The organism is Chondromyces apiculatus DSM 436, from assembly GCF_000601485.1.
Lineage (GTDB): Bacteria > Myxococcota_A > Polyangia > Polyangiales > Polyangiaceae > Chondromyces > Chondromyces apiculatus.
In genome coordinates this window covers 16,225-38,196 of record NZ_ASRX01000067.1, presented here as the reverse complement: position 1 = coordinate 38,196, position 21,972 = coordinate 16,225, and the positions used below count along the sequence as shown (strand labels likewise).

The window sequence follows — 21,972 nt, the reverse complement described above, 5'->3', positions numbered from 1 at the left end:
CGCCAAAGCGCCACCCAGAAGCGGCGCGCAACAGCGCTGTCGCTCAGCTCCCGAGCGGTGAGCGCCACGACTAGAGTGCCGCTCATCGTGGCTCGCCTCCTCCCCTCCGCCCTCGCTCTGGCGCTGCTCGCAGCGTGCGCTCCCTCCGCACCGCTTCCAGCGCCAAGCTCCGCTCCCACCCCAGCCGCGGCTTCCCCGGCGTCTCCCGCCTCATCGACCCCCGCCACCGCCTCGACCTCTCCCACCCCCGACGCCCCTCCTCCGCGAGACGTCCTCCTGCGCCCCGAGGACTGGACCGAGGAGATCGTCGCCACCGGCCTCACCGCGTACCTCTCCCTCGCGCTCCGCGGCGACCACCTCGTTGCTGCCTCCGATCGGGCCGTCGCCTCTCGCCGCGGCGGCACCTGGAAGTTCGGCCCACCGCTCGTCGCCGAACGCACCGGCGCCAGCAGCGCCGCAAACACCACGATCACCGCCCTCGCACTCGACGCCGCGCAGCGCCCCCACCTCGTCCTCTTCGAGGCCTCCGCCGAGGTCGCCCCCGCAAAGCTCCAGGCACGCCACCTCGCCGCCCGCCTCACCCCCGACGGCAAGCTTGAGCAGCCCACCCAGATCCCCTGCGACCTGATGGCGCAGCACTACCGCATCACCGTGGGCGACGACGGCATCCTCCGCATCCTCACCACCTGCGGCAACGAAGCCGTGGTCCTCGCCCGCAAGGCCACCGGCTTCGAGACCGAGCTGCGCCTCGAACGCTTCGCCGCCGGCAGACCCACCGCCTCCGAGCACGGCTGGGCCTTCACCGCCTCCGCGCACCTCGGCGCCACGCCTCCCGAGGGCCAGCACCAGATCCTCTGGTCACGCGCGGGCACCGTCGCGAAGGCCACCCTCCCTCCCCGGCGCAACCACTTCGGCGTGCCGGGCCTCTCGCGCCGGGGCACCGTGGCCCTCGTCCTCCAGGACCACGACGAGCACTTTTTCTGGGCGGTCCACGACGGCACCGCCTGGCACGAAGAGCCGCTCCCCTCCGCATGCACCGCCGCCGGCATCGTGCACTGGTCCCTCGACCGCGCCGTCGTCCTCTGCCTGCCCGCAGGCAACGAGCACAACACCTACCTCCTCCTCCGCGGCAAGGACGGCTGGAGCCGCTCGACGTTCATCGCCCCTGGCGCCCGCCAGATCGACGACTTCCTGATCGACCCCAAAGGACGCCTCCACGTCTCCTACCGCCTGGGCCTCGGCACCACCACGAGAGCCATCTACGCGACGGCGCCCCTCTCGTTTGGAGAGTAAGCCTCAGCCAGCGACCTCCCCGGCCAGCGTCCTCCCCGGCCAGCGCTCTTCTCGCCTCCACCGCTGCACCCACCGCCCTTCGCCAAGGACCTCCATGCACACCCCTCTCCGCGCCCTCTCCCCCCCCGTCCTCGCCTCCGCCCTCGTCCTCGCCTCCCTGGCCTGCTCCAGCGACGACGGCGGCGCAGGCACGGGCGCCAGCACCTCCTGCCCTCCCGGCACCGGCGGCGCCCCCACCACCAGCACCACCAGCAGCACCGACGTCATCTCGGCCATCAGCGCAGGCGGCGCAAACGCAGGCGGCGCGGGTGGCATCGCCGGTGTCGGCGGCGCAGGTGCAGGCGCCTCAGCCTCCGGCGGCGCTGGCGGCACCGGCGCTGCCCCTCCCGTCCCCCTCGACCTCACCGACCCTGCCGACAACCTCCTCGCCTTCGCCAAGACCCGCGGCTCCCTCGACCCTGCGGAGGAGGTCGTCTTCTACTGGAGCGGCAGCCTTTACCGCTTCCTCCCTGCCGACCCTGCCGCCCCTCCCGCAGGCTTCTCCTCCGGCACCCCCATCCTCCGCTTCGAGGGCTACAACATCAGCCGCATGACCCTCACCCCCGAGGGCACCTACCGCCTCCTCACCCGCGAGATGAGCCTCTACGAGTCCCTCGACGGCACCATCCTCGACTGCTGGCCGAACCCCCTCCTCGACCCTCAGAACCCCCAAAACGTCACCGTCCTCCACGTCTTCAACGACCCCGTGAACTTCACCTTCGCAGGCGCCACCCCCTACACCGAGATGGCCGACCGCATCGTCTTCACGAGCGACCAGATCCTCGCCTACCCCTCGGTCCTCCCCATCGCCACCTACCCCCAGTACTCCGCCGGCAACACCTACCAGACCACGGAGCTGTTCAACTTCTACGCAAGCCGCGCCGACCTCGAAGACCCCACCCAGACCACGGTCCCCACCGAGCTGTCCTGGACCCGCATCGGCCAGTACCTCCCCTGGATGCAGATGGCCCAGGCCCCTGGCCACCTCGTCTACCAGACCCGCGGCCGCAAGCTCCCCGGCGGCTGGAACGCCCTCCCCCAGAAGGTCCGCGACTACGTCCTCGCCCACCACCCCGAGTACCAGCACGCGCCGACGACAGACCAGGCGCCGAACGCCACGAGCTGGCGCACCTTCAAGGCACTGAAGGACGCCGGGCAGTACGTCGACACCTGCAACGCGCCCTGAGCGAGCTAGCCGCGCCACACCCAGCCGCGCCACCCCCAGCCAGTGCTTGAGTCCTTGCACCTGAAGAACGAAGACAGAGCCGATGCTTGAGTCCTTGCACCTGAAGAACGTGGGGCCCGCGGCCGAGATGCGCATGGACCTCGCGCCGCGGCTCAACCTCATCACCGGCGATAACGGCCTCGGGAAGAGCTTCCTCCTCGACGTGGCTTGGTGGGCGCTGACGCGGACCTGGGCGCGGAACCTGGTGATCCCGAGCGCACCAGCAGGAAAGCCGGTGATCGAGTTCGCCTACACCAAGAAGACCGCGGGCTCCTACGCTTACGCGAGCACCTTCAACCGTGACGAGGAGCAGTGGTCGGTCAAGAACAGCCGACCGGCAATCCCTGGCCTCATCCTGTACGCGCAGGTCGACGGCGGCTTCTCCGTCTGGGATCCCGCCCGAAACTACTGGAAGAGCAGCGCGCCCGAGCGCCCTGCCGCATACCTCTTCACCCCGTCCGAGGTCTGGGACGGCAACGCCCACTGCGAGGGCCTCATCCGCGACTGGGCGTCGTGGCAGCGCGAGAAGGGCAACGCCTTCGCCCTCCTGAGCCAGGTCCTGGAGGTCCTCTCCCCGTCGCCCACGGAGAAGCTCGTCGCGGGCGAGCTTCGCAAGCTCACCGTCGACGACCCCAAGCGTTACCCCACGCTGCGCATGCCCTACGGAGAGGACGTCGCGGTGACGCATGCGTCTGCGGGCATGCGCCGGATCCTCGCCCTGACCTACCTCCTCATCTGGACCTGGCAGGAGCACCTCGCGGCGGCGAAGGTCCGCGGCGAGCCGCCGGCCCGCGAGGTCGTCTTCCTCATCGACGAGATCGAGGCGCACCAGCATCCGCAGTGGCAGCGGCGCATCGTCCCTGCGGTCCTCAAGGTCATGGATTCCCTCACCGGCAACCACGGCTCGCGGGTCCAGCTCGTGGCCGTCACCCACTCCCCTCTCGTCCTCGCCTCCGCCGAGCCGTTCTTCGACGCCCAGCAAGATGCCTGGTTCGACCTCGACCTGGAGGAGCGCACTGTCGTGCTGCGCAAGCGCGACTTCGTGCCTCACGGCGAGGTCTCCAACTGGCTCACCAGCGAGGCCTTCGACCTGGCGAGCCCGCGGTCTCTCGAAGGAGAAGAGGCCATCGAAGAAGCACTCGCCTTGCTGCGGCAGCCGAAGCCCACGAAGGCCGCCATCCTCGCCGCAGACCGGAAGCTCCGCAGCGCCGGCCTACCTGACATCGATCCGTTCTGGGTTCGCTGGGGCAACTTCGTCGAGACGATGACGGCGCCGAAGGTCACGCCGAAAGGCACGCCGAAGGTCACGCCGAAACGTACCAAGGGAGGCAAGCGATGATCCCCGTCGCGCCGGCAAAGGAGCCGCCGAGCTTCGAGCGGCTTGTTCGGCAGAAAGGCCTCGCCGCCATCGACGAGCTTGTCGGTCGCGAACCGCGACGTCGTCGCCCTGGCCCGCCACGGAACCAGGAGGGCGTCTATAGCCGCGAGGAGGACATCCCCTCGGAGGTCTTCCCACCGTTCTGGCGTGACGCGCTGCCTGACATGCTCGAACGCTACGAGCGCCGGTGCGCGTACCTGGCCTTGTACATCGAGCACGCCACGGGGAACCCGACCGTCGATCACGTCCTGCCCAGGTCGCGCGCATGGGAACACATCTACGAGTGGGCGAACTACCGGCTCTGCGCGGGTGCGATCAACGCAAAGAAGGGTGCCTTGCTCACGCTCGTCGATCCCTTCGAGGTGGCGCCGGGCTGGTTCGCGCTCGAGTTTGTTGGGTTCCAAGTCGTGCGCGGCCCCGCAGCACCGTCCGCGCATCTGGCCAGGATCGACGTGACCCTGCCCGTCCTCAACACGCGCGACTGCTGCAAGGCGCGAGAGGAGTACGTGCGCAACGCCTGGGACCTCCTCCCACCGGAGCAGTTGTCAGCGCAGGCCCCGTGCACGCATCATCTCGATGAGATGAGCACGCCTCTCAGGGTAGTCATCTCCTACGCCGAGCAGGACGAGGCGTTCCTGCGTGAGCTTGAGAAGCATCTCGGCCCCTTGAAGCGACAGGGGGTCATCGACACCTGGACGAAGCTCAGGCTTCTTGCCGGCGAGGAACTCGAGAAGGAAACACGCTCCCGCCTGGAGCAGGCGCAGGTCGTCATCCTCCTCGTCAGCGTGGATCTCCTGGCTTCTGACTTCTGTTACGACGCCGAGCTTGGACGAGCCCTGGAGCGTCGCCAGGCGGGACACGCTGCGGTCATTCCCATTCTGGTGCGGAACTGCTCCATCGAGGACACACCCCTCCATGACTTGCTGGTGCTGCCCCGCGGTGGCGGCACGGTAGCCCGAGCTTCCAGCAGCGACGACGCGTGGACCGAGGTCGTCAAGGAAATCAAAGAAGCCATCCGCAGCTTCACCGCGCAGCGCACAGAACACCAGGAATCACCAGGCGCCCCCTTCGTTCCCGAGCACAACCTCCCCTCGGAGCGTGCCTGCTTCGGGCGCCTGCCCATCCTCGCGGATCTCTCCAGATCGCTCCTCACGCCGTCTCCAGCCCGCATCCTGCTCCTCGGCTCGGGTGGCATCGGCAAAACCACCCTCAGCCTCGCAGCGCTGCACCATCCGGACGTCGCTGCCCGTTACGGCCCGCGGCGCTACTTCGTGCGCCTCGATGCGGCCCACGATGCCGAGGCCGTTGCGGCAGCCATCTCCGCGGCGCTGCGGCTCACCCCAGGTCCTGAGCACCGTGCCCGCGCTTTGAACGAGCTGGGCCGTGAGCCCGCGCTGCTGGTGCTCGACAACCTGGAGACGGCCTGGGAGAACGACGCGAAGGGCGTGGAAGCCTTCCTCGACGCCCTCGGCGTACTGCGCGGTGTCTCGGTCATGGCCTCCATCCGCGGCGCGGGCCGACCGGGTGGTCTTGCCTGGCAACCCGTGCTGCGGATCCAGCCCCTGGAAGACACAGATGCGCAGGACATCTTCTGTGCGATCGCCGGTGACGAGCACCGGCACGACCCCCGGCTCGGGCCGCTCCTCGCAAAGATGCACGGTGTTCCGCTGGCCATCACGCTCCTCGCGCACGCCGCGCAAGGGAACGACCTCACGAATCTCGCGAACGAATGGGAGCAGCGCCGCACCGAATTGCTGGATCGGAGCGCCGGAATGCCCGATCGCGAGAGGAGCTGGGCCGCGTCCCTGGAGCTATCGCTCGCCTCTCGCCGGATGACCACCCACGCTCGAAGGCTCGCCAGCCTCCTGGGCGTTCTTCCGGACGGTAGCCCAGGAGGACCTCCGGGCATTGTTGCCGGGTGCTGGACCGGGCGCAGCGCGCGTGCTGGCGCACCTCGAGCTCGCCTATTTCGAGAAAGCGCGCCTGCGCATGCTGGCGCCTGTGCGCGAGTACATGGCGCGCGCCCACGCTCCCGGTCTCCACGACGAATCCGGAGATCTGGCTCGGGCCATGGCCCACTACCGGGAGCTGGCACGCGCCGAGGGGCCGAAAGTAGGTGGCGCCGGCGGACGGGAGGCCATTGCGCGGCTGGTGTCCGATCTGGCCAACGTGGATGCGATGATCCGGCGCGGCCTGACAACAGCGGAGCCTGTGCCCTGGATTGAGGCGGCGATCGCGCTGACGGACTTCGCGCGCTTCTCCGGGCATGTCACCCCTTCGCCCCTTGACCTGGCAGGTGCGACCTCGACAGCGCTCTGTGCCACCTGGCACGCTGCCCGGTGCATTCAGAGTCTGGGGGACATCGCGCTTGCACGTTCGGAGCACGAGGAGGCGAGAGAGCAGTACGAGCGTGCGCTGCCTATGTACGAGCAGGTGGGGGATGTGCTGGGGCAGGCCAACTGCATTCGGAGCCTGGAGAACATCGCGCGAGCCGAGGGCGCTGCGCACAGGGCCCGCGAGCACTATCAAGCCGCCCTCGCGCTCTATGCCCGCATCCCCGAGCCTTACTCCCTGGGCCACACCCACCGCCTGCTGGCACATCTGGAGACCGATCCTGCGGCCCGCCGGGTTCACGTCGACGCAGCCCGCAGCTTCTGGCTCGGCATCGATCGCCATGACCTCGTAGCCCTCCTCGACCAGGAGTTCCCCGCCGGTCCACCCGCAGCCTGAGCCCTTGCGCTTTTCCGGCGATGTCGCGCCTGCATGCTGCATCCTCCGGCTCTCGTCCTGCTCCTCGCCTCCCACCGTGCACCCGGCAAAAGCGTCCCGCTGTCCGGAACAGAGATAGGAGGAGCCGCGGCACGCCCCCCCTGACTGGCGCGCGCAACCACATGCCACGCGCACCTCGGCCTCCCCGCGGCCCCCCACCGGAGCAACCACCCCGTGCCCTCCTTGACCCACGAAGCCCTGCTCCTCCTCTTCCGCAACCGGCCCACCCTCGCTGCCGAGTTCCTGCGCGACACGCTCGGCGCGCCGGTCCCGCGCTTCACCGAGGCCCGCATCGAGCCTGCGGAGCTGACCGAGATCGTCCCCGCCGCGCACCACGCCGACCTGGTCGTGCTCCTCCTGGAGGACCGCCCGGTGCTGGCCATCGTCGTCGAGGCGCAGCTCGGGCGCGACCCGGACAAGGCGTATGCCTGGCCGTCGTACCTGGTGGCGGTGCGGGCGCGTTACCGCTGCCGGGCGTGCCTGCTGGTGGTGACGACCGACGAGGCGATCGCCGCCTGGAGCGCCGAGCCGATCGACCTCGGTCCCCCGCGCTGGGTGCTGGAGCCTTACGTGCTGGGGCCCAGCGCCGTGCCGGTGATCACCGAGCCTGCCGAGGCGCGGATGAGGCCCGAGGTGGCGGTGCTCTCGGCGATGGCGCACGGGCAGAGCGAGGCCGGGCTGTCCGTGGCGCTCGCGGCGCTGGCTGCGGCTGCCGGGCTCGATGCGGAGCGGCAGCAGCTCTACGTGGACGTGGTACTCTCGTCGCTGAACGAGGCGGCGAAGCGGAGCCTGGAGGCGATGATGAAGAGCGGGTACGAGTTCCAGAGCGAGTTCGCGCGCACCTACGTGGCCAAGGGCGTTCAGGAGGGAACCCTGAAGGCCAAGGCGCAGGCCGTGATTGCCTTCCTGGAGGCCCGTGGGCTGGAGGTGCCCGCCAGCGTGCAGGAGCGCATCCTCGCCAGCACGGACCTGGCCGAACTGGATCGCTGGATCCGGCGAGCCGCGGTGGTCCGCGATGCGCACGAGCTGTTCATGGCCACCCCCTCCTGAGGAGGGCAACCAACCTCTCGGGACAGGTCGGTGACCTCTCGGGACAGGTCGTCGTCCTCTCGGGAGAGATGGATCGACCTCTCGGGACAGGACGGCGACCTCTCGGGACAGGTCGGCGACCTCTCGGGAGAGATGGATCGACCTCTCCGGACAGGACGCTGACCTCTCGGGACAGGTCGGTGACCTCTCGGGAGGGTACTGGTCAACTTTGACCCTAGCTGGTCAAGTTTGAGGTTTGAGCGTAGCGGACGCTGATCTCGGCACGTAGGTTCGGACCCGCAAGCAAGTGCAGCCCGCGATGGCGCCAACCATCCGGGCTGCGTGGCCGAACCCCGTCAGAGCGGAGTCCGACGATGAACGTTGTACGCCTACGCCCTCATCAGGGCAAAGGGACTGGTCTGCCTGGTCCCCGCCGATCCTCAATCCAGCTCACCGACACCGAGCAGATGCGGCTCCGCGCCGCGCTGCGGAACCTGCGCGCCCTGTACGGGTCGTGGGACTGCCTCGCCGAGGTCATGGGCGTCAGTCCAGGAACGCTCGCCAGCATCGTGAGCGGCAAGGACTCGTCGCCCGGGATGGCCGTGCGTGCCGCGCGGGCCGCAGGCACCACCGTGGAGGCGCTCCTCGGTGATCTGAAGGTCGCCGCGTCCTGCCCCCACTGCGGGGCGGCGTGGGAGGTGCGGTCATGATCACCCGCGGTCCCCTCCTGGAGTCCTCCATGGAGCTGTCGCTCGACGAGCAGGAGAGCAAGGGCGTGCGCGAGTGCCTCTACACCATGCGGGAGATCACCGGCTCGTGGGCTGCCGTGGATAACCTGCTGTTCCTCGGCAAGGGCGACGCTGAGAAGATCTGGAACGGCACCTACACCGCCACCTGCGAGATCGCCTATCGCGTCTCCAAGCGCACCAACTACACCGTCGACGACGTGATCATCGGCGACCGCAACGGGCGCTGCGCCCACTGCAAGCGCCCGCAGCCCGACCCGCACAAGACGCCCACGCCCGGCGCGCCGCCGGAGGCGAAGGCGTGACGCCCCGGCGGCGCCGCGATGGTGCCGCCTACGCCCCTGCCAGCTTCTACATGGACGAGATGCCCATCGTCCGGATGGCTCCCTACGTGCGCGCGCTCCTGCGCGCCATGAAGGTGCCTCCGCAGGACTGGGAAGATGTCGTCCAAGAAGTCACGGCTGCGGCGTGGGTCGCGATGACGGAGGGCCGCTTCCGGCCCTTGCCCGGGCAGCCGCTCGGCGATGCCATCAAGCTCTGGCTGACGGGCATCACGTGGCGACAGGCGAGCCACTACCGCGAGAAGGCCCATCGGCGCCGCGAGATCCCCGACGCTGCGCCGTGGGGCGTGCCAGGCGCCGATGACTGGCTGCCGCACCTCCCCGCCACCGCGGGCGTGGTCGAGGCCAGGGACATCCTTCGGGCGCTGGACCGAATCACCGAGGCTCAGGCCGAGATCCTACTCATGCGCTACGGCGAGGGGCTCGACATCACTGAGATCGCCCAGGTCCTCGACGTGAAGTACGAGACCGCCCGCGCCCGCCTCCGCGCCGCCAGGCTGCGTTTCATCGCGGCGGCCGAGAACTGGCAGCGCGTCCGATCGTAGCGAATCCCGCCTACAGCCCGCGCTGGCGCAAGCTCCGATCCTGACGTTCAACCCATCAAAATTGCGCAAAGCGCGTGGGCGCCGGTTGGTACAGTTGGCCACTGACTGTCTGCGCGCGCGAATGCTGGACAAATCCTCGCGAAGAGTTGTATAGTCAAGTTGACTGAACGCATCCCACGGGGCGATCTCGGTTGACGAGCGGTTCAGCACAAAGCTTTAGTGCTGCTCGTCGGAGGCGTGGCGTCATCAGGCACCACGTCGAAAAGAAAAAGCCGAGGTGTTTGCACCACCTCGGCCTAATCCGGCGTAAACGCCACGGTGGGTTAGCACCGTTCTGTGGACGTGTATCCGAGCATAGGCTCTGGACGCCGTCAAGCGCTGACTCATCGCGGCATCTATCCGAGGAGGATAGGTGAGCAGCGACAACAGTAATTCCCCCGCCAACATCCAGTTCAAGTTCCAGCGCCGTGAGCCGGTTCCTCCCAAGGGCCCTGGCTCGGGCGCCCCGCCCTTCATGCTTCCGCGCTTCGATCCACGAAGGCGCCCGCGCTAGTCATCGAACAGCCGCAGTTGCGTAGGCTTAGGCTTCGGTGACTGCGGCCCTGCCTTCGGGCTCGGCGTCGGCGCTGTCCTCGTGGATGCCGTCGATGTCGAGCCCACCTTCCCCTCGCCTACCACACGCAGCCATCCGCGGCCGTTCGGCAGGGGCCTCGCCGCGGGCGTCTGCGCCCCTTCCGGGGGCTCTGGCAGCTTGAGCGGCCTGGGGTCCGGGGGCGGCGCGGCAGGCTCGCTGAGGGCCGCCTGGACCAGCTCCTGGATGCTCCACACGTGGCGGGTGATGCCGGCCTCCATGGCGGGCGTGACCCGGAGCGCTTCGTGCACGCGGCACAGGTTGTAGAACCCCATGTGCAACGAGATCGCCGCGCGGTGGTTGTCGAGCTTCTTGGAGAAGCCGTTGCAGAGCCGGGTCAGCCTGCGGATCTGCATGCGCATCGTGAGGTTCTGCCGCTCGATGTGGGACGTCGAGATGCGCGACATCTCCGGAGATCCCATCCTGGGGATGCGCGTGATGAAGGCGTGGCGGGGTGGGGCGTACCGATGATCGCTGGGCTGCCCGTCGTGCTGGCGCCCCTTGCGGTAGTCCTTGTGCACCACGCCGTAGTCCACGGCGCCCTGGAAGTGCTCGCCGACTGCTTCGGCGTACGGCTGGAAGCCATCGGTGCAGAGCAGCGGCACCGTGACGAGCCGCGCGCGCAGGTCCGCGATGAAGGCTTGCGTGTTCGCCTCGTCGCGCTTCCCGACGCGGTAGCTGATCACCAGCTTGCAGGTCCGCGCCATCGCCACGAAGGCGTAGGCGTCGCCCCACTCCGCAGGGTCCTCGGGCGTGACGCGCGCCTGCTTCTTCTGCACGTAGGACCAGATCTCGTCGGCCTGCACGTCGCGCACGTCGATGTCGCGGACCATGCGGTCATGCAGCCGCGCACAGCCCTCACCCATCCGGAGGAGCAGCGACAAGATCGCCGGCTGACTCACCCCCGTGAGGCGCGACGTCCCTCGGACGCTGGCGCCTTCCACGAGATGAGCCACGACGGCAACGCGCTGCTCCATCGGGAGCACGTTCGCCATGGTGAACCCCTTGCTCTGCGGAGCGGGGCGGGCCATGCTCAGGTTGCGGATGCTGGCGGGCCCTACCCGCTCGTGTCTACGCCCCGCTCCCGGGTTCCAGCCGAGGGCGGGGCGCTTTGCTTTGTGGCTCAAACATAGCGCGAGCGCGCGAAAACTGCTTCAGCAGAGACGGGGCAGGTAGGACGCTGAATGTCCTGAGCCCTACGGAATGGGTTCGACGCTCTCCTGCTCTGTGCCGCACTTAGCACACGTGAAGTTGGTCACGCGTTCTTTACCGCCATCCTTGTTTGTTCGCACATAGGTGCTCTGCTTCATTTCCATCTCTTGGTTGCACTTGCTGCATGCACGGGTGGTCGTGTCGCGATCTTGTCCGGTGGTCATGGTCAGTTGAAGATATCATCAACTGTTGTGGCCGCCACACCATCGGGGGCCATCGGCGAGAGATCCACGTCGAGGTCTGGTTGGTCAAAATTGACCAGTACCCTCGGGAGAGATGGATCGACCTCTCCGGACAGGACGCTGACCTCTCGGGAGAGATGGATCGACCTCTCGGGACAGGTCGGCGACCTCTCGGGAGAGATGGATCGACCTCTCGGGACAGGTCGGTGACCTCTCGGGAGAGATGGATCGACCTCTCCGGACAGGTCGTCGACCTCTCGGACGAGGTGCCTCCACCACGTCGCCGCCCCTGAAATGCTCCCCAAGGTTCACCCTGGACGCACAGACCCCACCATCCGCCGTGTGTCATTCCACCTCGCACCCCCGGAATTGCGTCCCACCCCTCCACACTCGGCCCGCCCAGCCCCGCCGTAGGGCTCTGCACGTACGCCACCCCGGATCGCGCCTGGGCACAAAGCACGGCCGGGAAGCGGAAGGACGGAGCTACCGGTTGCCCGAGGGTCGCCCCAGGTTGTTTGCATGAACCTGACTCAGACATTGCGTCGCGGAGTGATGAACGTCGTCGAGGGGATCGCCAGCCGCCTGGACCGGCGGGGCAGCACGCTGGGGCGGCGGTTGATGCGCCGCTTCGACAGCTCGCGGCAGGAACAGAGCCAGCGGGAGCAGAGGGAGGAAGAGACTGCGACCACCAGGCCGCGGGTGACGCCGATCGCCAGGGAGGATCAGCCGAACCGCGTGCCGCCGCCGAAGCCGGAGACGGTGCAGACGAAGGTGAATGGCACTGGCCCTGCGGCTTGGGCCGATACCACAGCCTGGGACGACGACGACACGGCGGAGGTCGTGCACGAGCGTCCCGAGCTTTACGAGCCGCAGGAGCGGGAGGCGCGGGTTCCCCGAGGGTCGCGCCACCTGAGTTCGATGCGGCGAGGGGCGTGATTCGGGCGGCTGGTAACGTCGCCCGGCAGGGCACTGCGGATCGCTGCCGCTCATCGGTCGAGGATCGCTGAGCGTCAGCCGGCAGGATGGCGCGGCCCGCAAGGGTACGCGGCCACGTCCGGCAGGGGAGACCCAGGCCGGGCTGCTCCGGGCGATGTCACCGGCCGCCTCAATCGGAGACGCACGTCACGCATGGTCGCTCCGCCACGCTTCCGGGCTCACCCGGAGGTACGGCACGTCGCGAGGGGGGGAGGGCGCGCGCCGCGCGGAGTTGCGCTATGGTCCCGGGCATGACGACTGCGACCACGGGGCCGCTCAAGGTTCATGCGCTGGGAGGCTCGGACCGGCGAGGGGGAGGGGATGGGCCGGCCATCCTGCTCTGTCACGGGTTCGGGGCGCCGGGGGATGATCTGGTGTCGCTCGCGCGGGTGATCGACGCGGGGGCCGGGGTGCGCTGGTTCTTTCCGGAGGCGCCGCTCACGGTGAGCCTGGGGTACGGGATCTCGGGGCGCGCGTGGTGGCAGCTCGATCTCGCGCTCCTGCAGCAGCTCGCGATGGAGGGGCACGCGCGGGACCTCTCGCAGGAGACGCCGCCGGGGATGGCGGAGGCGCGGGAGGCGCTGGAGAGGTGCATCGCGACGCTCGAAGCGGACCACGGGGTGGTGCGGGAGCGGCTGGTCATCGGGGGGTTTTCGCAGGGGGGGATGATCACCACCGAGGTGGCGCTGCACGCGGAGAAGCCGTTCGCGGGGCTCGCGGTGCTCTCGGGGACGCTGGTGTGCGAGGACCGCTGGAAGCCGGCGGCGGAGCGGAGGGCGCCCGGGATGAAGGTCCTGGTGAGCCACGGGCGGGCGGATCCGATCCTGCCTTTCCACGGGGCCGATGCGCTCCGCAACATGCTCACCAAGGCAGGCGCGGACGTGGAGTGGGTGCCCCACGGGGGGCAGCACGAGATCCCGACGGTGGTGGTGCAGCGGCTCGCGGCGTTCGCGCGCAAGTGCTTCGTGACGGGCGAGAGGTAGGAGGGGCGCCAGGTGGCGCGCAGCAGCTCTGCCGGTCAGCGAGCGCTTCAGTTCTCGGAGTGCTGCTCGGCGTTGGCGGGCCAGACGCGGCGGAAGCCGACGGCGATGAGCACACCGTCGTCGCTGGCGACGAGGGCGCCGTAGCGGCACTTCTCGACGAGGGTGCCTTCGCGGAGGCCGGCGTCGGTCTGGTAGTGGATGCGCTGGCCCTCGCCGAGGGCGGCGAAGATGCGGGCGTCGGCGGCGACGGTGGTGAGCTGCTTCGAGGCGGGGACGTGCAGGGGGACCACGGCGGCGCGGGTGACGCGGTGGACGACGCCGGCGTTGCTGGCGGGGGCGAGGAGCGCGGCCGTGGGGGGGCGGGGGAGGGCGGTCTCCACCCAGACGTCGAGGTCGTCGCCGGCCACGAAGAGCACCACGCCCGGGAGTTCGCTGCCGGTGGAGGTGGTCAGGGTGACCAGCTCGCCTGCGCCAGGGCCGGTCGCGGCGCGTCCCCCGAGGCGGGCGCGGACCTCGTCGGCGCTCGGCTTCTTGCCAGGTTGGGGAGCGCGGGGGCTCGCGGTGAACGTGAGCCCTCGACCCAGGTTGAACAGCGGGAGAGGCAGCTTGCGGCCCATGAGAGCACAAGCATAAGCACGCTCCTCGCGCGGGTACAGGGGCCCCTGCCGGGGGCCGAGTACGGCGGCGGCTCAGCGGAAGTGCTGGCCGGTGAAGCTCCCGCCTTGGGTGGCGTAGGTCGTCCGCGGGGTGGTCTGGTTCTGGGTGAGCAGCTCGCGCTCGAGCTTGACCACCTTGTTGTAGAGGCCGATCACGAGCAGGCTCGGGGCCCACTGGCCGATGAAGTTCGCGACCTGCTTCTTGCCGGCGAGCATGAGGCCCGCGGAGGCAGCCATGGCGCCGACGGAGAGGGCGAGGTACGCGATGGACGGGAGCTGGCTGGTGCGCTCCTCGACCTGCGTGGTGATCCGGCCTTCGTCCTTGTTCTGCACCGTGGTGTCGTAGGTACCCATTGTTCTGATTCCTCCTGGGTGCCGCTGCTCTGCGACATCCAGGCCAGATGGGTGCAGGCAGAACGTGCGTTTTTTACTGGCCGATGGCGCCCCGGAAGACCCAGCCGGACTTGCCGCGGTGGTCGATCTTGTACCAGTCGTCGCGCTTCTCGATGAGCTTCACGCGGGTGCCGCGCACGAGGCGAAGGACGACGTCGCCGCTCTTGGGTTCGCTGCGCACGAGGGCCGTGTCCCAGGCGATGTCGGCGGTGCCGTTTGCGCCGTCGTTGCCAGGAGATCCGGCTTCGCTGCCCTCTCCGCCTTCGCCGGTCTTGGCGTCACCAGGGTGCTTGCCGGGCGGGTAGAAGGTGGCGTTGTAGGCGAGCGAGTAGCGCGGGTGCTTGTGGGCGATGGCGTCGAGCGAGACGGTGTTGAGCTCGCGCGCGGCGCACTGGAGGATGCCGTTCACGGTCGAGGAGGGGAGGCTCGACTTCTTCTTGCCGGCGACGACCTGCAGCTCCTTCTTCTCGAAGTTGAGGTCGATGCCGATGGTCAGCTTGCCTTCCAGGCCCACGGCGGAGGGGCACTCGGAGAGCTCGTTGAGTTTGGGGAGGGCGATGGGGTCGAACCGCAGATCGTCGCACTCGTCGACCTTCTTGTTCTTCTTGTCGGCGCAGCGGGTGACGGTGCCGGGGGCGATGACGACGAGCTGGGTGTTCTTCTCGGCGGCGTCGGGCGCGGGGGCCGGGGCGGCCAGGGCCGCGGTGTCGACGGGGGCAGGGGCGGCAGGAGCGGCCGTGGCGGCGGCCTCGGCCTCGCTGCGGCCTTCGCCCGGGACGCCAGGGCCGATGCGCACGCCGAAGACGCGGGGCCAGGCCACGCCGACGACGAAGCCGATGAGGGCCACGATGCCAACCTTCGACCACACCGGCTGCTCGTCGGAGGGGCGAGGGATGCTCACCACGAGCGGGCGCTCTTTCTTGACGGTCGCCATCCCCCGTCGCCTAGCACAGATGGCGACAGAGCCCGAAATAGTCCGCCACGGGGGTAGCGACCATCGGGAGCGTAAGGGCCCGAGGAAAAGGCTTCTGATTCAGAGACCTTGGAGTCCTTTTCAGAGCAGGGGCCGCAGGTCCCTGCTTAAAAAGCGCCAGCTTCGGCAGCTTCCAGGAGGGGGCGGATGCGGGACTGGGCGATGACGTAGGTGGCGGGGATGCCTTCGCGGCGGGCGTAGACGACGCTGGTGCCGCGGACCACGTCGCCGGCGCCGAGGGTGAAGCGCATGGGGGGCTCGGCGGGGGCGCGGGGGTCTTCGGGGGCGAGGGTGATCTCGACGCGGAGGCGGGGGCGGTCGAGGCCCTGGGTGGGCTTCGGGGGGCCGAGGGAGACGGCTTCCTCGGCCATGAGGTTGGTGAGGGCGTCGCGGACGGCGGCGGCGAGGGTGGCGGACCGGGCGGGGTCGCTGCCGACGGCGCCGCCGGTGAGGCGGAAGCCGCCGGGGCCGGGGGTGGCCAGGGCGGGCTTGCCGCGCTCGGGGGTGAGGGTGACCTGGGTGATGCGGTCGATGGGTGGCAGGAAGGCGCTGCGGTCGAGGAGGAGGCGGGAGGCGGCGGCCTCCAGGGCGGCGGGGGCGATGAAGACCGCGGTGCTGCCGCTGGCGCGGGCGAAGGAGCCCTTGGTGGCGGGGGCGCCGATCTCGATGCGCACCTCGCGCAGGGGAGGGGAGCTGCCGTCTTTTCTGGGCGTGGCGGGCGCGTCTTCTTCCTCGACGGCGAGGGTGATCACCAGGCGGGGACTGGCGAGACCGTAGCCGCTGCCGGCGTCGGCGCTCACCCAGCGCTGCGCGGTGAGGCCGGCGGCGAGGTCGGCGACGTCGGTGGCGAGGCCGATGTCGGCCTGCAGGCCCGCGGTGTCGGGTTCGAGGAGGGTCCACGCGCCGGTGTCGGTGCGTTCGAGGCGCTGCACGAGGTCCGCGGTCTGGATGCGGAGCTTGCGGACCTGGCTGCCGCGGAAGTCGAGGACCTTGAGGGGGCGGAGGGCAAGCTCGCTCGGGGTGAGGGCGTCGGCGTCGGCGCGCGGGATCTCGAGGACGAGATCGTCCTCGGCGCGGCGGACGTGGACCACGTCGCCCTCGGGGGTGCCGATGGTGAGGGTCTCCACGCGGTCGTTGCCCTCGGGGGTGCCGAGGGAAGGTGGGGTGGAGATGACCTTCAAGGTGGCGCGCGGGGCGTCGAGGCCGCGGACCTCGGCAGGGGGGACGATGCGCGCGGCGCGGACGGCGAGGAGCGCCTCGGCGAGGGCCTTGCCGGCGTCCGGCGAGAGCTGGCGGTCCTCGGGGGCCCGGAGGTGCCAGCCGTAGTTGGCGCGGGCGAGATCGAGCTTGTCGGTGGGGCTGCCGTTGCCGCCGCCGTTCCAGCTCATCTCCACGATCTCGTCGAGGCGCGCAGCGATGGGGGAGAGGTCGACCAGCTCGGAGGCGGGGAGGATGAGCGGGTCGAGCACGGAGGCGGGGACGCAGGCGGCGGCGCGGGTGGGCTCGCGGCGCACGACGAGGAGCAGATCGGGGGAGGTGGGGCAGGGGGCGCCGACGTCGAGGATGGCGGTCTTCTGCACGGTGTCGCGGGGGAGGAGGGTGAGGGTGACCCGGGGCTTCGAGGCGCTCGCTGCCTCGCCGCCCTCGCCGTCGGGGAGGTAGCTCTCCGCCTGCATCTTGCCGAGGGAGACGAGGATGCGGTCGATGAGGTCGGCGCGGACGCGGGCGGTGCCCTCGGGCGTCGAGCCGTCGAAGCGGAAGCCGTCGCCGCGGCTGCCGCCCCAGGGGGCGCGGGCGAGCTTGCGGGGGCCGCCTTCGCCGTCGAGGTGGAGGGCGCGCAGCTCGGTGGAGAGGTAGGGGACGAGGCTGCGGGAGCGGAAGCGGTCCACCGGTACGTCGAGCGCGGTGACGAGCTGGCGGGTGACCACGAAGACGCCGCGGCCTTTGACGTCGGCGTACATGGCGCCAGGCGGGGTGGGGGCGCTGCCGCCGAGGACGAGGTGCTCGCGGCGGGTGCCCATCACCAGATCGAGGGTGATCTTCGGGGCGGTGAGGCCGAGCGCGGCGGGATCCTGGGCGCCCTCGGAGACGCGGCGCTCGGCGACGGCGAACTCCAGGGTGCCGAGGAGCTGGTCGGCGGTCTGTTCGTCGGCGGGGTAGGTCTGGCCGTCGAGGGTGACGGTCCAGAGCTTGCGGCCGGCGTCGTCGGGGGCGCTGCGGTGCAGGACGGCGGTGCGGCCGCCGGTGGTGAGGGTGACCTCGGTGATGTCGTCGGGGCGCCAGGTTTCGAGGAGGTTGCGCTTGCGGCTCTCGGCCTCGTCGGTGGTGACGACGTCGCGGTCGAGCACGAGGACCACCACCGCGGCGACGACGGCGAGGAGCAGCAGGACGAGGGTGGTGGCGTGGCGGCGGAGGGCGCGCATCAGGAGGCGTCCTCGGGCGGGGCGGGGGCGCGGTCTGCGCGCGCGCGCGGGCGGCGGGCGAGGTAGACGGCGGCGCCGAGCAGGGCGGCGGCGAGGGGCATGAAGAGCACCACGTAGCGGAAGATGGAGGCGAGGGAGCCTTCGCTGACGCGGAGGCCGGCGACCATGGCCGGCTTGTCGGGGATGTCGAGCAGGGCAGGGCGGGCGGCGAGCCAGGAGATGGCGCTGTCGACGAAGAGGGCGGTGCCGCGCAGCTCGGGGTTCTGCCAGTTGGCGCCGAAGAGGGCGCTCGGGGAGCTGACCACCACCAGGCGGGGGCCATTGACGGCAGTGGCGCCGGCGGGCCTGGGAAGCTCGGTGGCGTAGGCGACGGCGAGGGGGCCGCGGTTGTCGCCCTCGGTGGGCTTGGGGGCGGTGGGGTCCTTGGCCCAGGCGAAGAAGTCCTTCATGCCGAAGGCCTGGGCGCTGGTCTCCAGGAGCGCGACGGGGGCGGCGCTGGCGTTGCCGCTCGCGCCAGCAGGACGGAGGGTGCTGCCGATGGTGATGACGGGTTCGAGGCCGAGCTTGCGGGCCTGGATGAGGCCCTCGGTGATGGGGTGGGGGCGGACGGTGGGGAGGAAGGTCTCGCCGTGGCCCTGGGGGCTGCGCTGGCCGGGGTCCAGCTCGAAGATGAAGTCTTTTTCGAGGCGGACGCCGGCGAGGGCGAGGAGGTCGTCGAGGCCGAGTTCCAGGTAGCGGCGGTCGTCGGTGTCGGGGACAGGGCCGGCGACGACGAGGGCGCTGCCGCCCTGCTCGATGTAGCGGCGGTAGGCGGCGATCTCGGCGGGAGGGACGGGCTCGCTGGGGGCGGCGACGACGAGGAGGCGGCAGGCGGCAAGCTCCTGGGCCGTCGGGGTTTTCGGGCGGAGGACGGCCTCGTGGTCGTCGTCGTGGTCGGTCTCCTCGCCGAGCTGGACGACGTCGAAGTTGTTCTTGTGGAGGCGGTCCCGGAGGGGGGCGAGGCCCATGGTGCCGCCGGCGTCGAGGGGGCGCTCGCCGTGGCCGCCGGTGAAGCAGGCGCGGGGGCGGTCGGTGGTGAGGACGCTGCGGATGGCGCCGGTGAGGGCCTGCTCGAGCTGGGGGCGGGAGCGCATGTCCTCCTCGTCCTCGACGACGACCAGGTCGCGGGCGGTGAGGTAGTGGGGGCGCTCGCCGCGGGCGACGATGATCACGGCGTCGGTGACGATCTGGCCGTCGTCGGTCTTGCCGGCGACGACGCCGAAGCGCTGCTGGACGGCGAGGAACTCGGCGGGGTGGTCGTCGGGGTCGGTGTACTGGACCTGGAGGCGGGTGGTCTCGGCGCTGTAGGCCTGGAGGAGGTGGCGCACGGAGACGTTGAGGGGGTCTCCAGCAGAGAGGAGGACGTAGACGTTGACCGGCTCCTCCAGGCTGCGGAGGGTCTGCACGGTGGCGTCGCTGAGGGTGTAGAGGCCGCCGCGGGTCCAGTCCCAGCGCCGGTAGTGCCGGGCGACGAGGACGTTGAGGAGCACCGCGAGGACCATGGCGGCGATGATGCCGGCGCTCGCGGAGATCTTGGTGAGGACCGGGGTGCCGGGCGAAGGCTGCGCGGGCTGCGCGGGCTGCGGGGGCGCGGGCTGCGCGGGCTTGCTGGGTGGCGTGCGCTTCGGGGTGGCCATCAGCCCCACCTCCAGGCGTCGACGGCGCGGACGGCGACGAAGAGGGGGACCAGGATCAGGGTGGCGTCGAAGGTGATGCGGCGCAGGTCGACGATGCCGCGGGAGAAGTCGTTCATCTGGGTCCACACGGAGACGTGGGCGCAGAGGGCGTTGAGGGGACCATCGGTGAAGATGAACTCGCCGATGCCGAGCATGAAGAGGGCGACGAGGGCCATGGCGCTGAGGACGGCGGCGAGGACCTGGCTCTGGGTCATGGCGCTGGTCATGGTGCCGATGGCGAGGTAGCCGGCGCCGACGAGGGTGACGCCCAGGTAGGAGGCGGCGACGACGCGCCAGTCGACCTCTCCGGTCTGCTGGATGAGCACGAGGTAGAGCAGCGTCGGGGCCCACATGATCACGTAGGTCACGAGGGCGGCCATGTACTTGGCGAGGACGACGCCCGTGGTGCCGACGGGGGCGGTGAGCAGGGCCTCGATGGTGCCGCTCCGGCGCTCCTCGGCGAAGAGGCGCATGGTGAGCAAGGGGCAGATGAGCAGGAGGGGCAGGTACGGGAGGATGGTCTGGCCGAAGAAGCTCTGCACCGGGCCGGCGTCGACGGCGAGGTCGGCCTGGTTGGCGAAGTGGGTGACGATGAGGAAGAAGTGCAGGCCCTGCACGAGCAGGAAGGCCGTGAGGAGGACCCACGCGAGGGGGGTGACGAAGAGCGAGAAGAGCTCGCGCTTGAAGATCGGCCAGAAGCCTCTCATCGCTTCACCTTGCGGTTCTTGCGGGGCGCCGCGGGAGACGCGGCGGTGGATGGGGGGGATGCCGCCGCGGAGGGCGCGGGGTCGCCGGCGGTCAGCTCGGAGAAGACCTGCTCCAGCGACTCGGTGCGGGGGGTGATGGCGCGGACGCCGACGCCGGCCTCCACGAGGGCGCGGACGACATCCTCGGTGACCTGGCCGGCCTCGGCGCCAGGGTCGATGTCGATCTCGAGGCCGAGGAGGGGCTCGGGCGAGGGGTCGGGCGAGGGGTCGGGCGCGGGAGCGGTGCGCGCGGCGTGGACGCCGGGGGCGGCGCTGGCGGCGGTGAGGGCGAGGTCGGCGTCGCCACGCACGGCGACGTGGAGGGCCGGGGGGCGGCGGATGGCGCGGATCTGCTCGATGGTGCCCTCGGCGACGAGGCGGCCGCGGGCGATGACGAGGGCGCGGGTGCAGGTGGCCTCGACCTCGGAGAGGATGTGCGTCGAGAGGAGGATGGTGCGGTCCTGGCCGAGGCGCTGGACGAGGGCGCGAACCTCGCGGATCTGGTTGGGATCGAGGCCGGCGGTGGGCTCGTCGAGGATGAGCAAGGGCGGGTCGCTGACGAGGGCGTCGGCGAGGCCGACGCGCTGGCGGTAGCCCTTGGAGAGCTGGCCGATGGGGGTCGCGGCGACGTGCTCGACGCCCGCGTCGCGCATGGCGCGGGCCACGGCGGCGCGGCGCTCTCCGCGGGGGACGAGCTTCAGCTCGGCGCGGAAGGTGAGGTACTCGGAGACGCGCATCTCCGGGTAGAGGGGCGAGGTCTCGGGCATGTAGCCGAGCGAGGCGCGGGCCTTCATGGGCTCCTCGGCGAGGTCGTACCCGGCGACGCGCACCCGCCCGCGCGTGGCGCCGAGGAAGCCGGCGAGGATGCGCAGGGTGGTGCTCTTGCCAGCGCCGTTGGGGCCGAGGAAGCCCACGATCTCTCCTCGGTCGACCTTGAACGAGATGTCGTCCACGGCGAGGTGGGCGCCATACTGCTTGGAGAGGTGCTCGACCTCGATCATGCCTGCTCGGGGGCCGGAGGCTCTGGCAGGCTCGTCCTGCGAAAGCCCCCTGGCGCGAGGCGAGGGCTTAGCGCACCCTCCAGGGCAAAGGAAGCAGGGCCCCGCGGGTCTGGCGTCCTTCACGCATGCAGCCCGGCGCACCTCCGGGCTTCCCCTGGCGCGGCCTGGCGGCTAGCCAGAACCCTGACTCTCTGGTAACCCTCGCCCGGCGATCGGGCAAAACCGATGGATCAAGCGCTTCTTCGCTCGTATTTCTCCACCATCTACGAGTTCCCGACGTCGAACGGTCCGCTGCGGGCCTCGCTCGACGGCGAGATCGTGCAGGACCAGTCCCAGCTCCCCGAGCTGCTCAACCGGAGGTTCGCGGTGCTGACCGCGTACAACCCGCGGTCGATGCTCATCCCGAGGCGGGTGAACGATCAGCGCCACATGGTGTTGCGCGATCTGCTGATCCTCGGCTGCTACCGCGTGGAGCCCTGCGTGGGATCGGAGGCCGAGCCAGAAGGCGTGTGGCGCGAGCCGGCGTGGCTCGTGCACGGGATGGATCGCGATGAAGCTGTCTCGTTCGGGCGGGTGTTCCGGCAGAACACGGTGGTGTTCGCGCAGAACGGCCGCCCCGAGCTGATCATCACCGATCCAACGGCCGATGACGTCGGAAGAACTTTTCAAGGGAACTGGCGGGTTCGCGCCTGACCACGGGCCTTGCGTGATCGGGCG

The 21,972-nt window shown here is 70.1% G+C and carries 20 protein-coding genes; 12 read left to right on the top strand and 8 right to left on the bottom strand.

The window, feature by feature from the left end:
• The first annotated feature begins 87 nt into the window (after window positions 1-87).
• The 9 genes from CAP_RS52805 to CAP_RS46075 all read left to right on the top strand — a co-directional run bounded on the left by CAP_RS52805 (window position 88) and on the right by CAP_RS46075 (window position 9,365).
• Window positions 88-1,293: a hypothetical protein gene (locus CAP_RS52805; protein WP_197041463.1), complete on the top strand. Its 1,206-nt coding sequence runs from the start codon at window positions 88-90 to the stop codon at window positions 1,291-1,293.
• Between the two features lie 94 nt (window positions 1,294-1,387).
• The gene (locus tag CAP_RS33200; RefSeq protein WP_052376466.1) at window positions 1,388-2,518 is read left to right on the top strand and encodes a DUF1838 family protein; all 1,131 of its coding nucleotides are present in this window, start codon (window positions 1,388-1,390) and stop codon (window positions 2,516-2,518) included.
• Window positions 2,519-2,600: 82 nt separating this feature from the next.
• Window positions 2,601-3,896 carry an AAA family ATPase gene (locus CAP_RS33195; protein ID WP_044248201.1) on the top strand — a complete coding sequence of 432 codons (1,296 nt, stop codon included), beginning with the start codon at window positions 2,601-2,603 and terminating at the stop codon, window positions 3,894-3,896.
• A gap of 374 nt (window positions 3,897-4,270) precedes the next feature.
• Window positions 4,271-6,160: a toll/interleukin-1 receptor domain-containing protein gene (locus CAP_RS49050; RefSeq protein WP_197041462.1), complete on the top strand. Its 1,890-nt coding sequence runs from the start codon at window positions 4,271-4,273 to the stop codon at window positions 6,158-6,160.
• Complete coding sequence (locus CAP_RS33180) at window positions 6,105-6,665, top strand: tetratricopeptide repeat protein (RefSeq protein WP_197041461.1); 561 nt, start codon at window positions 6,105-6,107, stop codon at window positions 6,663-6,665. Before CAP_RS49050 ends, CAP_RS33180 begins: the two co-directional genes overlap by 56 nt.
• 222 nt (window positions 6,666-6,887) lie before the next feature.
• Entirely contained in the window at window positions 6,888-7,754 is an 867-nt protein-coding gene (locus tag CAP_RS33175) for a hypothetical protein (RefSeq protein WP_081865526.1), read from the top strand.
• Between the two features lie 446 nt (window positions 7,755-8,200).
• Window positions 8,201-8,443 carry a transcriptional regulator gene (locus tag CAP_RS33170; protein ID WP_081865524.1) on the top strand — a complete coding sequence of 81 codons (243 nt, stop codon included), beginning with the start codon at window positions 8,201-8,203 and terminating at the stop codon, window positions 8,441-8,443.
• Window positions 8,440-8,784, top strand: a complete 345-nt coding sequence (locus CAP_RS33165) for a hypothetical protein (protein WP_044248196.1) — start codon at window positions 8,440-8,442, stop codon at window positions 8,782-8,784. Before CAP_RS33170 ends, CAP_RS33165 begins: the two co-directional genes overlap by 4 nt.
• Window positions 8,781-9,365 carry an RNA polymerase sigma factor gene (locus CAP_RS46075; RefSeq protein ID WP_052376464.1) on the top strand — a complete coding sequence of 195 codons (585 nt, stop codon included), beginning with the start codon at window positions 8,781-8,783 and terminating at the stop codon, window positions 9,363-9,365. The genes CAP_RS33165 and CAP_RS46075 overlap by 4 nt, the downstream gene beginning before the upstream one ends.
• Window positions 9,366-9,914: 549 nt before the next feature.
• Here CAP_RS46075 and CAP_RS33155 read toward each other — a convergent pair.
• Window positions 9,915-10,991, bottom strand: coding sequence for a transposase (locus CAP_RS33155; RefSeq protein WP_044248262.1), 1,077 nt, complete (start codon window positions 10,989-10,991; stop codon window positions 9,915-9,917).
• A 918-nt stretch (window positions 10,992-11,909) separates the two neighbouring features.
• Between CAP_RS33155 and CAP_RS33150 the strand changes: the two genes are divergently transcribed.
• Window positions 11,910-12,326, top strand: coding sequence for a hypothetical protein (locus tag CAP_RS33150; protein WP_044248194.1), 417 nt, complete (start codon window positions 11,910-11,912; stop codon window positions 12,324-12,326).
• Between the two features lie 290 nt (window positions 12,327-12,616).
• A complete protein-coding gene (locus CAP_RS33145) occupies window positions 12,617-13,348 on the top strand; it encodes an alpha/beta hydrolase (RefSeq protein WP_063748790.1) in 732 nt (243 codons plus the stop codon).
• Between the two features lie 47 nt (window positions 13,349-13,395).
• On the opposite strand, the gene CAP_RS33140 is transcribed toward CAP_RS33145, so the two are convergent.
• The 7 genes from CAP_RS33140 to CAP_RS33110 form a co-directional block, all read right to left on the bottom strand.
• Complete coding sequence (locus CAP_RS33140; protein WP_044248192.1) at window positions 13,396-13,965, bottom strand: hypothetical protein; 570 nt, start codon at window positions 13,963-13,965, stop codon at window positions 13,396-13,398.
• A 72-nt stretch (window positions 13,966-14,037) separates the two neighbouring features.
• On the bottom strand, window positions 14,038-14,358 hold the full coding sequence (locus tag CAP_RS33135) for a hypothetical protein (RefSeq protein ID WP_063748789.1): 321 nt from the start codon (window positions 14,356-14,358) through the stop codon (window positions 14,038-14,040).
• A 73-nt stretch (window positions 14,359-14,431) separates the two neighbouring features.
• Window positions 14,432-15,331 (bottom strand): SH3 domain-containing protein, encoded by a 900-nt coding sequence (locus tag CAP_RS33130; protein ID WP_044248191.1) that lies wholly within the window; start codon window positions 15,329-15,331, stop codon window positions 14,432-14,434.
• A 146-nt stretch (window positions 15,332-15,477) separates the two neighbouring features.
• Complete coding sequence (locus CAP_RS33125) at window positions 15,478-17,793, bottom strand: DUF4340 domain-containing protein (protein WP_044248190.1); 2,316 nt, start codon at window positions 17,791-17,793, stop codon at window positions 15,478-15,480.
• Window positions 17,793-19,469 carry a GldG family protein gene (locus CAP_RS55290; protein WP_044248189.1) on the bottom strand — a complete coding sequence of 559 codons (1,677 nt, stop codon included), beginning with the start codon at window positions 19,467-19,469 and terminating at the stop codon, window positions 17,793-17,795. Before CAP_RS55290 ends, CAP_RS33125 begins: the two co-directional genes overlap by 1 nt.
• Window positions 19,469-20,215 (bottom strand): ABC transporter permease, encoded by a 747-nt coding sequence (locus tag CAP_RS33115; RefSeq protein ID WP_044248186.1) that lies wholly within the window; start codon window positions 20,213-20,215, stop codon window positions 19,469-19,471. Before CAP_RS33115 ends, CAP_RS55290 begins: the two co-directional genes overlap by 1 nt.
• The gene (locus CAP_RS33110; protein WP_044248185.1) at window positions 20,212-21,255 is read right to left on the bottom strand and encodes an ABC transporter ATP-binding protein; all 1,044 of its coding nucleotides are present in this window, start codon (window positions 21,253-21,255) and stop codon (window positions 20,212-20,214) included. Before CAP_RS33110 ends, CAP_RS33115 begins: the two co-directional genes overlap by 4 nt.
• 225 nt (window positions 21,256-21,480) lie before the next feature.
• Here CAP_RS33110 and CAP_RS33105 point away from each other — a divergent pair, with 225 nt between their 5' ends.
• Entirely contained in the window at window positions 21,481-21,948 is a 468-nt protein-coding gene (locus tag CAP_RS33105; protein WP_044248183.1) for a DUF3293 domain-containing protein, read from the top strand.
• The last annotated feature ends 24 nt before the right edge of the window (window positions 21,949-21,972 follow it).